Origin of the sequence: Shewanella halotolerans (assembly GCF_019457535.1) — a bacterium.
In the GTDB taxonomy this organism is placed as follows: Bacteria; Pseudomonadota; Gammaproteobacteria; order Enterobacterales; family Shewanellaceae; genus Shewanella; species Shewanella halotolerans.
Window position 1 is genome coordinate 1468452 of sequence record NZ_CP080417.1, and the last position, 13558, is coordinate 1482009.

Consider the following 13558-nt stretch of genomic DNA (forward strand, 5'->3'; position numbering starts at 1 on the left):
CTGGAGTTAGCCTTAGCTCACAGAAAGTGCCCGCTGCCGTGTGAGACATCTCTTACATTGATGTGCGAGATAAAGCTTATAACATGCTATCTATATCTGTAACAGGGTTTATTTATCATTAAATTCATGTGGTTATGAATTTTTTATAAGATGGCAATAATGTGACTCCTTAAGCAGAGTTTTTTCCATCCCTGTTAATGGGCGACTGGTTCGCTAGAATTAACGGTGTTAAAGGATGAATGTGCAAGGAAAGGTCAGGACGACCTACACATCATCAGGATGATGATGGCAAGGATGGTACAAGGATGGCAACTCACGGAAGAGTCGACAACTAGGGAAGGCCAAACACTCACGGATGATGGATTTCTGTCTAGGATGGCAGATGACAAGGAGTGTAGGAAAGGAATCCCAAGGAAGAGACTGGACATGCTTAGGGATTAAGCAAACTTGGTAAATGGATGACCAAGCTCAGGGACAGTACCTTAGTATGGAAGTGCTAAAAGGTACAAGGAATAGATGGACCAAGGAAGATGCAAGGAGCATAAATTCGCAAGGATGGAGCAGGGAGCACTAAAATAGCTGGATTGCTTAGCGAAAAGATAGAAGGCGCGACTCTTAATTGAGCCGCGCTTTTTCTTTATCTGGGTTTTAGAACAGTAGCTCTGTTGGTAATAGCTGGCGCCTGAATTTAGGCATGGCTGCCTGTTGAGCAATAACGTGAGTAAGCATTGGAATGCGAGGTAGCCATCGATGCGTGCTTGATGGCTTATTTGCAGCCACCAGAGTTACAACCGCCGCGACTGCCACAACTGCCGCCGACCGAACCTTTTGCCTCTGGGGCTTGCAACCATTCGGGTTCGGGAAAGATAGGCCACTGAATTTTCTCTATCTTCTTACCATGCATCCAGATATGGGCGCGGTATTGATTGATACCGTCTGTGCTGAACTCCATCAAGAACTTGGCTTTCCAAGTCAGTCCGCTGCTTCCGCCTACACTGGGGCGGGCCGATTCCATGGCGATAGCCAGGAGCTGCACTCGCTGCTTCTTACATTCACTGCTGGCAAATACCCGGCTCAGTTCGGCCATCTGGCGTAATTGCCAGAAAAAGGCAGCAATGATCACCAGCGCGGCGATCATTAAAAAGTCTGTCATCATGCTTTGGTCACCCTAAAGAGTCCACCTATGGCATTGGCGAGGGCCTGGCTGCGCTCGCTGTCTCTTAATGCCATCAAGAGTTGAGTTCGTATCGCTGGAATTGCCACAATATCAGCAAAGATCTGGTTAAAGAAGCCCTGGGGTTGTTTTGCTAAGGCCTCAAGATAGATCTTGCGAGTCTGATCGTCTTTTAACACGGTCCAATTTCGGCCCGCTATGGTGATTAAGGCGTTGTCATCCAGCGCATCTTGCTCATCTAGATACTGTATCGCTTGCTGTGCAAGGGCTGGCGCCGAGGCCAGGGCGCGCAGATAGTAGAGTCGCTGTTCGGGACTGACCTGATAAAACGCGCTTAACAGCCGCTCGGCTAATGGCGCCTCGAGCGTGATGTGCTCCAGCTGTTGGCACAGGGCTATCTTGACTTCATCCGCGCTGTGTTCAAAGGCATTATGCAGCTGCTCATTGTGGTCGAGCGCCGCGCTGCGCACGCAGATATCGGCTAACCCCTGTAATCCCACATCTTGCCAACGCTCAGGTGATACTTGCCCCGATAGGTATTGATAGGCAAATTCATATTGCGCCGAGGCGGGCAGGCCCAGCTGTTTACGCACCAAGGCGTTGAATAGCGCCAGCTTCTCCGCGCTTGGTTTAAAGGCGAAGGGGTGGTTGGCGAGCTTATCTTGTTGATCTTGTGAGAGTGCCTGGGTGGGATCGCTGCCCAGCGCCTCTATCACCATGCGAATAAACTGGGTTCTCGGCGCAGGTGAGAGTAGGCCACGTTCATCCAGGGGGAGCTTAAGGAACCAGATGAAGTGTTGGTTGGAGTCGTCCCAGAACACGATGGCAAATTGCGCATGACCCTGTATAGGCGAAGGATAAGGCGCCTGGAGGGCCTCAATCTGGGAGAAGGCCATCATGTCGATATGCTGTACCCGGCGGCCGAGATCATAGACCTGGAACTGGGTATTAGCCGTGGTGAGAAATTGAGTCAGGGTCGTAATTTCAGTCATTTGAATGCCGTTTTACTTACAGGGAACAGATTAAATGGCGCTTATTATAGGGAGAAGTCAGGTGAGATGGTACAATTTCGGCCGAATTAGCTCGCAGGCCTAGGCGCCACGGCGAAAGATATCATTGAGGAAAGTGTGTCTCTCTATACCGAAAAACAGCTAAGGCTTATCGAAGCCGAATTGAAACGACTGCAACTGTGGCAAGACCAGCCGCCTTCAGCGGAGGCGATGGCCGACCCGACCCCCTTTGCCTGCGAGTCCATGGCCTTTGAGCAGTGGCTACAGTTTATCTTTCTGCCCAAGATGGGCGAGATCATTGCGGTCAATGGCACGCTACCCAGTCAGATAGCTTTAGGCCCCATGGCTGAGTATGTGTGGCAGGGTCGGGGCGAGATGCGAGTATTAATCACCATTATTAATCAATTAGATGAGCATTTGAGTGGATCTAAATAACCCTGAAACCATGGAAAATCTTAACGAGCAACTAGCTGGAGACGATGACAGCCTTGCCGTAGAAGCGGCACCGACAATCGAGATTCTCTATGAAGATGACGATCTTGTCGCCATCCATAAGCCCGCTGGTCTGCTGGTGCACCGCAGTTATCTTGCGCGGCGGGAGAAATATTTTGCCATGCAGATGACGCGGGATTTGGTGGGCTGTCACGTGTTTCCCGTCCATCGCCTCGACAGGCCGACTTCGGGTGTATTGCTGTTTGCCAAGAGCAGTGAGATGGCGAATCAGTTGTGTGAGCAGTTCGCCAGCAAGTCGGTGCAAAAGCATTATGTTGCCCTAGTCAGGGGGAACATGCACGAGCCCGGGCTGCTGGATTACCCTTTGAAGCAGGAGCTCGATGAGCTGGGTGACAAGAATGTCGACCCCAATAAGGCGGCGCAGGAGGCACAGACCAGTTATCAGCCCTTACTCAATTGTGAGATCCCTTATCCTTCTGGCCGCTATGCCACCAGTCGCTATGCCTTGGTTCAGCTAACTCCCCATACGGGGCGCAAGCATCAGTTGCGTCGGCATATGGCTCATCTGCGCCATCCCATCATTGGTGATACCACCCATGGTGACGGCAAGCAGAACCGTTTCATGCGCGAGTATAGTGGTATCAATCGTTTATGGCTGATCGCCAAGAAACTCGAGTTCAATCATCCACGAAGCGGCGAGCGAATTGCGGTGGAGACTGAGCTAGAGGCCGAGTGGTTATCGCTGTTTGAACTGCTGGGTTGGGATGACAAGCAGCTGAGTGGAGAAGATGCGTTTCTTATCTGTGAGGCTTAACGGCTCAATTATAACCGCAGGCACCTAGAGACATTCTTGTCGCCTAACCCAAACGGCCCGTGACTCGATGCCTTAAGGTCCGGGCTTTAGGCGTTACTTGACCAGCGCGCAGGCCGATTTAATTGCTGTGAGGGGCGATAGCCTCTCTTCGGGGAGGTCAATTTCTGATGGGGGATGCGGGTTGAGCGAGAGGGACTGAACGGTTCTGAAATAACACATGCGCCTGATATGCGCGCTGCGGTGAACATGCTTTAGATGTTTCTGTCGGCTCGAGTGTCGCATCGAATTGATCCTTGAAACTCAATAACCTAGTGTAGCTATCAAGCTTTCAATAAAGTATGTTTAGAGTATAAGTAAATAATGCGCTAAGGGCTAAGTAAAACATGAGAAAAGTGAATCTGGTATATGGAACTGTCTATGGCAATGCACAGTTTGTTGCCGAGACCCTGCAAGAAGAGCTGATGGCCAAAGATATCCAGGTCACTCTGATGACGCCTGAGACCCTCAACGGCTTCGTACCGCCCGAGGATGAGTTGCTGCTGGTGGTTACCTCTACCACGGGGCAGGGCGATCTGCCCGATGATATCTGCCCCTGGTTTGAGACCCTCAGAGGTGAGGCGCCTTACCTGCCAAAATTGGAATATGGTGTCGTGGCGTTGGGGGACTCGAGCTACGAGACCTTCTGTTTTGCCGGTATACGTTTCGATGAGTTGTTAACTGAGCTTGGCGGCACGCGCATAGGCGAACTGCTGAAGATAGATGCCTGTGAGACGATGGAGCCGGAAGTAGAAGCGAAAGCATGGTTAACCCAATGGGCCCAACTCATCAACGACCACGCGGCCGACTGAGCCGGATCAGTCGTCAATGGTTTAAGTTTGCCCAGCGGCTGAGCCAGGCCCTGCTGCTGCCTATTGCCATCTTGCCCGCGGCCGGGGTGATGATTGGCCTGGCGACCAATCCCATTCCTTTTATTTCGGCGGATCTCGCCACACTCATGTGGACCGTGGGTAACCTGGTTTTCTCCATGATGCCCATGCTGTTTGCGGTCACCATCGCCATAGGTTTCTGTCGAGATCAGGGGATCGCCGCCTTCAGTGCGGTCTTCGGCTATGGGGTCTTCTTCTCTAGCCTATCGGCGCTGGCGAAGATCTATCATTTGCCGACCGAGATGATCTTGGGGCAGGCCACCATAGACACAGGCATTGCCGGTGGCATGATGGTAGGCGCCTTTACCTGTCTGGCGGTTAAGCACAGCGAGCGTATACGCCTGCCGGCGGTATTTTCCTTCTTCGAAGGGCGCCGCTCGGCGCCACTATTAATGCTGCCAATGGCCATCTTGCTGGCCTACCTGTTTCTGCTCCTGTGGCCTTTGCTATCCATATGGATCGAGCAGATCTCTAACTGGGCCGTCTATCAGGAGCCCGCCTCGGCCTTTGCCGTATATGGCATGGTGGAACGCTTACTGATCCCGCTTGGGCTGCATCATATCTGGAATGCGCCCTTTTACCTTGAGATGGGGCAGTATTTCAATGGCGATGAATGGGTCAGAGGCGAAGTGGCCCGCTATCTGGCCGGCGACCCACAGGCAGGTAATCTGGCTGGTGGTTATCTAATAAAGATGTGGGGCCTGCCGGCGGCCGCGCTGGCTATCTGGCGCTGCGCCGATAAACATGAGCGTAACCGGGTCGCCGGGATTATGCTGTCGGCGGCTACAGCCTGTTGGCTGACCGGGGTCACCGAGCCCATCGAATTTGCCTTCATGTTTGTTGCCCCGCTGCTGTTTATTCTGCATGCCCTGATGACGGGGATCGCCTATGCAGTGACGATTTCACTCGATATCCACCATAGCGTAGTGTTTTCCCATGGCTTAGTCGATTTCAGTCTATTGCTGGGACAGTCCAGAAATGTAGAATGGTTTTTGATCCTTGGCCCCATCACGGCGGTTATCTATTATCTGGTGTTTCGCGGCGCCATCTTGGCGTTTAACCTCAAGACGCCGGGACGCATGGAGGCGGGCAGCGGCCAGCGGGCCGGGCTGATCTCTATGATCACCGCGTTGGGCGGACAGGATAATATCAATGAGTTAACCGCCTGCCTGACGCGACTGCGTATCAGCGTGAAACATGCCGAGCTGGTGGATAAGCCCCAGCTCAACAAGCTGGGCGCCAAGGGCGTGGTATTGGTTGGCAACGGGGTTCAGTTGGTTTATGGCACGAAAGCGGAGAGTATCAGGCGCTTATTGCAGCGCTATCTAGATAGGCACAAATCGTGAAATTGAAAGGTTAGACATTTAGAGGTAGAGAAGATGCAACAGAGAGTATTAATCACAGATTGTGCCGACGCACCAGGACTTATCACTAAGATCACGGGTGTCTGTTATGCCCACGGGCTCAATATCGTTAAGAACAGTGAATTTGTCGACAATGCTCAGGGGCGATTCTTCATGCGCACCGAGTTGGAAGGGGTATTCGATGAGGCAAAGTTCTTGGCCGATATTGATGAGGTACTGCCTGAGCAGCGTCATCGTAAGCTGGTGGTCAAGGGCAAGAAGCGCGTAGTGGTGATGGTGACCAAGGAGGCCCATTGCCTTGGGGATATCCTGATGAAAGCCTATTATGGTGGCCTGGATGTGGAGATCGCCGCTATCGTTGGTAACTACGACACGCTCAAGCCGCTGGCCGATAAGTTTGAGGTGCCTTTCTATTGTGTCTCTCATGAGGGTAAGACGCGCCATGAGCATGAGCAGGAGATGTTAGCCGTGATTGCGCAACATGACCCTGATTATCTTGTGCTGGCGAAATTTATGCGGGTGCTGACCCCAGAGTTTGTTGAGCAATATCCCAACCGTATCATCAATATCCATCACTCGTTTTTGCCAGCCTTCATCGGCGCCTCGCCCTATCGTCAGGCGTGGGAGCGTGGGGTGAAGATCATTGGCGCCACAGCCCACTTTGTAAACAACTGCCTAGATGAAGGGCCAATTATCAAGCAAGATGTGATCCCTGTGGATCACAGTTACAGCGCCGAGGAGCTGGCTAGGTGTGGCCGGGATGTGGAGAAGAGTGTGCTGAGTAAGGCGTTGCAATTGGTGTTGCAGGAAGAGGTGATCGTCTACGGTAATAAGACTGTGGTCTTCTAGCTTGCAATTATGGAGCACTCCATTTTTCCATGACTAATAAAAAAGAGCCTATAGGCTCTTTTTTATTAGTTTTTAAGCTGCAGGTCAGCTTAATGCCCAAGCTTATTAACTTAGAAGTTAACGGCTAAAATCTCTTCGTCACCATAGTTCATGGCGAGATCTTTAATAGTCACTGTACCTAAGCTGTAGCGTTCAATCTTAGCGGCAGTGCGATCGGCGCCTTTGCTCAGGGCGAATTGATGGAAGCTCTGATCATTGCAAACTAGGCGTGGGAAGACGCGCTGTTTGTTGATGCGATACTCTTTCATCGTACCGTTAAATTCAATAATGCTGTTGCTTGCGCCGGCTTTGCATACGGCAACTAAGGTTTTTTCCATCTGAGGCGACATGGCGGCTTGAGAAGAAAAAGCCAGTGGGGCTAATGCGATGGCGGCAATCGTTAGTAACTTTCTCATTTTGTGCTCCTAGCATATTTCTGTTGGGATCGACTATGAGTAAAGCCCTTTATTTAGCGAAAAGCTGTTAGCTATTTGTCGCGAAATGTATCGGTATGTGAGGAGTGGATCAGGCTATGTCTGGGAGTAACAGAATATGTCTGGATATCCCTTTAGAGGTAAAAAAGCCAGGTGAATACCTGGCTTTTTAAGATTGGGGTGTGACAGGGATTAATCGACGATGCGTAGTAACTCGTTGATACCTACCTTGCCGCGGGTCTTGGCATCGACCTTCTTCACTATGATGGCGGCATATAAGTTATATTTGCCACACTGAGAGGGCAGGGTACCTGATACGACAACCGAACCCGCTGGCACACGGCCATAGTGGATCTCGCCGGTTTCACGGTCATAGATGCGGGTGCTCTGGCCTATGTATACCCCCATAGAGATAACACTGCCTTCTTCGACCACTACGCCTTCGACGATCTCTGAGCGCGCACCGATGAAGCAGTTGTCTTCGATGATGGTAGGACCCGCCTGTAGCGGCTCTAATACGCCGCCGATGCCGACACCGCCTGAAAGGTGCACGTTCTTACCAATCTGGGCGCAAGAACCTACGGTCGCCCAGGTGTCTACCATGGTACCTTCGTCGACATAGGCGCCGAGGTTAACGTAAGACGGCATGAGCACTGTGTTCTTGCCGATGAAAGAGCCTTTACGCACCGCGGCAGGAGGTACCACGCGGATCGCTTCCTGCTTGAAACGTGCCTCGTCGTAGTCGGCAAATTTCATCGGTACTTTGTCGAAGAATTTGGTTTCCGCGCCGTCGATCACCTGGTTGTCGAAGATGCGGAAAGAGAGTAATACGGCTTTCTTTAGCCACTGATGTACATGCCATTGGCCGTCGATCTTCTCGGCGACGCGCGCTTCACCTGTGTCTAGCATGGCGATGGCTTTCTCAACGTCGGCGCGAACACTCGGCTCGACCGTGGTAGGGGTGATTTCTGCGCGAGCTTCAAAAGCTGCTTCTATACGTTGGCGTAAAGCCTCCATTAACGTCTCCCAATTATCATAAATTTGTCTGTTGATTAAACTTGGTTTTGCGTATCGAGCGCCTTGACCAGTGCTTCACTGAGCGCTTCTTGTTGTGTCTCGTTCAGTTGCTGTCCATCTTGTGTCTGCAACATAAAGAAATCTTCGGCGCGCTCGCCTATGGTGGTGATCTTCGCCGCTAACAGGGTGATCTCACAACGATAGAAGATATCACCCACCTTGGCCAATAATCCTGGGCTGTCCAGGGCGATCAGCTCCATCATGCTGGTGCCTTGTTTGCGCGCCGGCAGGAAGCTTACCTGGGTCGGTACCCTGAAAGGTTTCATCTTACGCGGCAGCTTCTTAAATTTCGGCAATTTCGCCGTGTCATTGCTTAAGGCTTTCACCAGCGCCTTCTTGATCCCCTGGATGCGGGAGATCTGCGACACCGGGCTGCCATCTTGCTCTAAAATGACGAAAGAATCCAGTGCGTAGCCATCTTTTGAGGTCATGATACTGGCGTCATGGACATTGATGTTCTTGTTATCCAGCACGGCCATTACTGTGGCAAACAGCTTAGGCTTATCCTGACTGTAGACAAACAGCTCGGTACCGCCGCGGGTGGTGTGCTTGGAGATCAACACCAGGGCCTCATCGTGCTTGTGTTTGAGTATCGCCTCGGCGTGCCAGGCCACCTGATTGGGCTGATGGCGCAGGAAGTAGTCGGCCTTGAATCGTTGCCACAGGGTATCGAGACTCTTCTCCTTGATCCCGCGGCGCAGCAGCTCCTTCTTCGCCTTGCCCTGATGCTCGCGCACGCGGGCGCGAATATCCACCGGTTTCTCCTTGCCCCGGGCAAGCACCCTCTGGGTGGAGAAGTAAAGATCTCGCAGCAGCGAGCCCTTCCAGTTGTTCCAGGTTTTCTCGTTGGTGGCGCAGATATCGGCGACCGTGAGGCAGTAGAGGTAACTCAGGTGTACGGCGTCACGCACCCTGTCGGCAAACTCGGCCACCACATCGGGATCCGAAATATCCCGGCGCTGGGCGGTGACCGACATCACCAGGTGGTTTTCCACTAACCAGCTCACCAGGCGACCATCATGCTTGTTGAGGCCATGCAGATCGCAAAAGTCTTGGGCATCGACGGCGCCGAGTTTACTGTGATCGCCGCCGCGTCCCTTGCCGATATCGTGGAAGATGGCCGCAAGCACCAGTAGCCCCTTCTTCGGCAGCTGATTGATCAGTATGGAGCCTAAGGGGAACTCATCCTTCTGCTCAGTCTGTGAGAATCTGTCGATGTTGAGCAGCAGCCTGTGGGTATGCTCGTCGACCGTGTAGGCGTGGAAGAGGTCGAACTGCATCTGCCCCTCGATGTTGCGCCAGGCGGGTAGGTAGGCCGACAGTATGCCGTGACGGTGCATCAAGGAGAGAGAGGCTATGCCCCGAGGGTGACGTAAGATCTCCAGGAACACCTTGCGGCAATCCTCATTATCCATCAAGGGTGTCTGCTGGGCGCGGCGGGCGCGCCTTAGGCTACGCAGGGTAGGGGCGTAGATCCCCTTGATGTTAGAGTTGCGCGCCGTGTGCAGGAAGAGGCGCATGATCTCTACCGGGTCATGGAACAGATCCGCCTGCAGGGATTCGATAAAACTGCCTCGTCGCTGGTAATCTTCGTCTATGGGCTGAATTTCCAGTTCCTTGGTGTGGCCCAGGGTCGCGCGCTTAAAGAGTTGCAATAGCATCTGGTTGAGCTCCATCACCCGGCGCACGGTGCGATAGTAGCGCTTCATCATCTGCTCGACGGCAAGTTGGGTCTCATCCTTGTAGCCGAGCAGCTCCGCCACCTGACGCTGTAGGTCGAACAGCAGACGGTTCTCGTCGCGCCCCGAGATCAGGTGCAGGGCAAAGCGCAGTTGCCACAGATAACCCTGACACTCCAGCAGCTCCTCAAGTTCATCCTGCTCCAGAAAGCCGTGGGCGACCAGCTCTTCGGCGCAGCTGGCGTCGAAGTAGCGCATCGCGACCCAGGTGATGGTCTGAATGTCTCTCAGGCCGCCCGGGCAGGATTTGAGATTGGGCTCGAGATCGAAGGCGCTGGCCTTGGCATGGCGCGCCACCTGTTCATCGCGCTTGGCGACAAAGAAGTCGCTAGCGGGCCAGAAGTCACCTTCGCGCACCTTGTCATACAGGGTATTAAACATCGCCTGGGGGCCGCAGAGTAATCTGGCTTCCAGCAGGTTGGTGGCGATGGTGATGTCGGCCTTGCCCTGAGCTATGGTCTCATCAATTGTTCTGACGCTGTGACCCACCTCGAGGCCCGCATCCCAGAGGAAGGCGATAAACTGACTGAGTTTGGCTTCGTCGCTGGATTCGAGTGAACCTTGGATAAGAAACAGCAGGTCCACATCGGATTGGGGATGCAGTTCCCCCCGGCCATAGCCGCCAACGGCGATTAGTGCCACGGGTGTGGTATCGAGTTGATGGGCTTGCCACTGGGCAATAAGGAGTTCATCGACGAAACGGCAGCGTTGGCTGACCAGGGCGGTCACAGATTCGCCGGCGCTGAAACGTTCTAGGAGTTCTTGATTTTGTTGTTTTAGGGCGTTCTTAGCTGTTAGCGCAGTGTTCATTGCAGTCCTTAACCTCAGAGCGAGCATAGCAGGCCGGATGGCCTGCTATGGGAGTAAACCACAATTTAGCTGCGTGTGCGATTAGTGGTTGATGATGCGGGGGAAGTTTTCTTCTTCGCGCAGGGTAAGGACCTCTACACCCGTCGGCGTGATCAGCAAAGTGTGTTCCCACTGAGCCGAGTTTTTACCGTCAGAGGTGGTCACAGTCCAGTTGTCGTCTTTGTCCAGTACGCTGGTGTGACGACCTGCGTTGATCATCGGCTCTATGGTGAAACACATGCCAGGACGCAGTACTGTCTTATCATTGTTCTTGTAGTGCATTACCTGTGGCTCCTCGTGGAAGCCGGCGCCGATGCCGTGGCCACAGTAGTCGGTGACGATACTGTATTTTTCCAGGCCGGTTTTCTTGCTCTTGATATATTTCTCGATGATGGTGCCGATTTCGCCCAGTTTCATGCCTGGACGCACCTTCTTGATCGCCTCATACAGGCTCTCCTGAGCCACGCGGCACAGGCGCTTGTCTTTGGCGCTGACATCACCGATGAGGAACATCTTAGAGGTGTCGCCATGGTAGCCATCTTTGATCACTGTAATGTCGATATTGATGATGTCGCCATCTTTCAGGGCACGATCGCTTGGGATGCCGTGGCAGATCACTTCGTTGATAGAAGTACAGATAGATTTAGGAAAGCCATGGTAATCCAGCGGGGCCGAAATCGCGCCTTGCTCTTCGGTATATTTCGCACAGATATCATTGAGTTCGTTCGTGGTTACCCCGGCCTTAACATGGGGAGCAATCATCTCTAATACCTCGGCGGCCAGCTTGCCTGCAGCGCGCATTTTTTCGATCTCTTCGGCTGTTTTTATCACTATACTCATTAAGCTTTCTCTGTTGTGTCGGTAGTCGAATTTGGGGCGCCTCAAGGCGCTAAAAATTTGTGTTGGCGCCGATATTATGGTATAAAGCGCGCCGTTATGTTTGACTCTTGCCGATGAGGTTCATTATGACCCCATCTTTGAGCGAATGTGGCGGCCATTATACATGGCTATGACTAAATACTAAATCACACACGTATCGACACGTTCTTCGGGGTGCCTAATTTAGGTCGGAGATATGGGATGCGTGGAGGTCTAACCCCCAATTTTTTAAGGTAAAAAAATGACTACAGTTTCAATGCGCGACATGCTTCAGGCCGGTGTTCACTTCGGTCACCAAACTCGTTACTGGAACCCTAAGATGAAGCCTTTCATCTTCGGCGCTCGTAACGGTGTACACATCATTAACCTAGAGCACACTGTGCCTATGTTCAATGAAGCACTAGCGTTCATCAGCAACGTAGCATCTAAGAAAGGTAAAGTACTTTTCGTTGGTACTAAGCGCGCTGCAAGCGAAGCGATCAAAGAAGCTGCTATTTCTTGTGATCAATACTACGTTGACAACCGTTGGTTGGGCGGCATGCTGACTAACTGGAAAACAGTTCGTCAATCAATCAAGCGTCTAAAAGATCTTGAGAGCCAGTCTGTAGACGGTACTTTCGACAAGCTGACCAAGAAAGAAGCGCTAATGCGTACTCGTGAGCTTGAGAAGCTAGAAAAGTCTCTTGGTGGTATCAAGAACATGGGCGGCCTACCTGACGTTATCTTCGTTATCGGTGCTGACCATGAGCATATCGCTATTAAAGAAGCTAACAACCTAGGTATCCCAGTTGTTGCTGTTGTTGATACTAACTCTTCTCCAGACGGCATCAACTACATCGTTCCTGGTAACGATGACGCTATGCGTGCAATTCGTCTGTATGCTGAGTCAGTAGCAGCGGCTGCTAAAGCAGGTCGTGGTCAAGACCTAGCGGTACAAGCTGAGCAAGACGGTTTCGTAGAAGCTGAATAATAAAGGCGAGATGAATTTCATCGCCCTTATTAACCAAGATAGATAATTGGTGAACAGGGGCCCTAAGGCCCCTGTTTTTTCACATTTGATTTGTAGAGTTACCTATAGAGGATTTAACAATGGCAATTACTGCTGCCCAAGTTAAAGAACTACGCGAGCGTACTGGCGCTGGCATGATGGATTGTAAGAAAGCGCTAACTGAAACCAATGGTGACATTGAGCTAGCGATTGAAAACATGCGTAAGAGCGGTGCTGCAAAGGCTGCTAAGAAAGCAGGTAACATCGCTGCTGAAGGTACTATCCTGATCAAGCAAGGCGAAGGTTTCTCAGTACTTCTAGAAGTTAACTGTCAAACTGACTTCGTTGCTAAAGACTCTAACTTCCTGGCTTTCGCTAACGAAGTTCTGGATGTTGCTGCAGCTGGCAAAGTATCTATTGCCGACCTACAAGCTCAGTTCGAAGAAACTCGTGTTGCGCTAGTTGCTAAAATCGGTGAAAACATCAACGTTCGTCGCGTTGAGTACATCGATGGTGCTAGCCAAGCTTCTTACCGTCACGGCGACCGTATCGGTGTTGTTGTAACTGGTGAAGCTGACGAAGAGACTCTGAAGCACGTTGCTATGCACGTTGCTGCTTCTAAGCCAGAATACGTTAACCCATCAGACGTACCAGCTGAAGTAGTTGAGAAAGAGAAAGCCGTTCAGATCGAAATCGCGATGAACGAAGGCAAGCCTCAAGAGATCGCTGAGAAGATGGTTGCTGGCCGTATGAAGAAGTTCACCGGTGAGGTTTCTCTGACTGGTCAAGCTTTCATCATGGAGCCTAAGAAGACTGTTGGCGAAATCCTTAAAGAGAAAGGCGCTACAGTAACTAACTTCATTCGTCTAGAAGTTGGTGAAGGTATCGAGAAGAAAGAAGAAGATTTTGCCGCTGAAGTAGCAGCGCAAATCGCCGCTTCTAAGGCGTAATCGCCAGTTGTAA

At 51.9% G+C, this 13558-nt stretch carries 13 protein-coding genes; 7 read left to right on the forward strand and 6 right to left on the reverse strand.

Annotated elements, in window-relative coordinates:
• Positions 1–766: 766 nt before the first annotated feature.
• Together K0H81_RS06395 and K0H81_RS06400 are read right to left on the reverse strand one after the other, a co-directional pair.
• The gene (locus tag K0H81_RS06395) at positions 767–1156 is read right to left on the reverse strand and encodes a DUF3301 domain-containing protein (protein ID WP_220060291.1); all 390 of its coding nucleotides are present in this window, start codon (positions 1154–1156) and stop codon (positions 767–769) included.
• Positions 1153–2166, reverse strand: coding sequence for a DUF3549 family protein (locus K0H81_RS06400; protein ID WP_220060292.1), 1014 nt, complete (start codon positions 2164–2166; stop codon positions 1153–1155). The genes K0H81_RS06395 and K0H81_RS06400 overlap by 4 nt, the downstream gene beginning before the upstream one ends.
• 135 nt (positions 2167–2301) lie before the next feature.
• Between K0H81_RS06400 and K0H81_RS06405 the strand changes: the two genes are divergently transcribed.
• The 5 genes from K0H81_RS06405 (at position 2302) to purU (ending at position 6590) form a co-directional block, all read left to right on the forward strand.
• Entirely contained in the window at positions 2302–2619 is a 318-nt protein-coding gene (locus K0H81_RS06405) for a YqcC family protein (RefSeq protein ID WP_144200288.1), read from the forward strand.
• 10 nt (positions 2620–2629) lie between these two features.
• Complete coding sequence (gene truC / locus K0H81_RS06410; protein ID WP_220060803.1) at positions 2630–3451, forward strand: tRNA pseudouridine(65) synthase TruC; 822 nt, start codon at positions 2630–2632, stop codon at positions 3449–3451.
• A gap of 383 nt (positions 3452–3834) precedes the next feature.
• Positions 3835–4299: a flavodoxin gene (locus tag K0H81_RS06415; protein ID WP_220060293.1), complete on the forward strand. Its 465-nt coding sequence runs from the start codon at positions 3835–3837 to the stop codon at positions 4297–4299.
• A complete protein-coding gene (locus K0H81_RS06420) occupies positions 4251–5723 on the forward strand; it encodes a PTS transporter subunit EIIC (RefSeq protein WP_220060294.1) in 1473 nt (490 codons plus the stop codon). The genes K0H81_RS06415 and K0H81_RS06420 overlap by 49 nt, the downstream gene beginning before the upstream one ends.
• A gap of 33 nt (positions 5724–5756) precedes the next feature.
• The gene (gene purU, locus K0H81_RS06425) at positions 5757–6590 is read left to right on the forward strand and encodes a formyltetrahydrofolate deformylase (RefSeq protein ID WP_220060295.1); all 834 of its coding nucleotides are present in this window, start codon (positions 5757–5759) and stop codon (positions 6588–6590) included.
• Between the two features lie 110 nt (positions 6591–6700).
• Here the strand turns inward: purU and K0H81_RS06430 are convergent, their stop codons facing one another.
• The 4 genes from K0H81_RS06430 to map form a co-directional block, all read right to left on the reverse strand.
• Positions 6701–7045 carry a DUF3718 domain-containing protein gene (locus tag K0H81_RS06430; RefSeq protein ID WP_220060296.1) on the reverse strand — a complete coding sequence of 115 codons (345 nt, stop codon included), beginning with the start codon at positions 7043–7045 and terminating at the stop codon, positions 6701–6703.
• A gap of 210 nt (positions 7046–7255) precedes the next feature.
• Positions 7256–8080: a 2,3,4,5-tetrahydropyridine-2,6-dicarboxylate N-succinyltransferase gene (gene dapD, locus K0H81_RS06435; RefSeq protein ID WP_144200295.1), complete on the reverse strand. Its 825-nt coding sequence runs from the start codon at positions 8078–8080 to the stop codon at positions 7256–7258.
• Positions 8081–8115: 35 nt separating this feature from the next.
• Positions 8116–10689, reverse strand: coding sequence for a bifunctional uridylyltransferase/uridylyl-removing protein GlnD (glnD, locus tag K0H81_RS06440; protein ID WP_220060297.1), 2574 nt, complete (start codon positions 10687–10689; stop codon positions 8116–8118).
• Positions 10690–10770: 81 nt separating this feature from the next.
• Entirely contained in the window at positions 10771–11613 is an 843-nt protein-coding gene (gene map / locus K0H81_RS06445) for a type I methionyl aminopeptidase (RefSeq protein WP_223294717.1), read from the reverse strand.
• 235 nt (positions 11614–11848) lie between these two features.
• Between map and rpsB the strand changes: the two genes are divergently transcribed.
• Together rpsB and tsf are read left to right on the forward strand one after the other, a co-directional pair.
• Positions 11849–12577 carry a 30S ribosomal protein S2 gene (gene rpsB, locus K0H81_RS06450; RefSeq protein WP_011866432.1) on the forward strand — a complete coding sequence of 243 codons (729 nt, stop codon included), beginning with the start codon at positions 11849–11851 and terminating at the stop codon, positions 12575–12577.
• Between the two features lie 119 nt (positions 12578–12696).
• Positions 12697–13545 (forward strand): translation elongation factor Ts, encoded by an 849-nt coding sequence (gene tsf, locus K0H81_RS06455; RefSeq protein ID WP_011866431.1) that lies wholly within the window; start codon positions 12697–12699, stop codon positions 13543–13545.
• Positions 13546–13558: the final 13 nt, after the last annotated feature.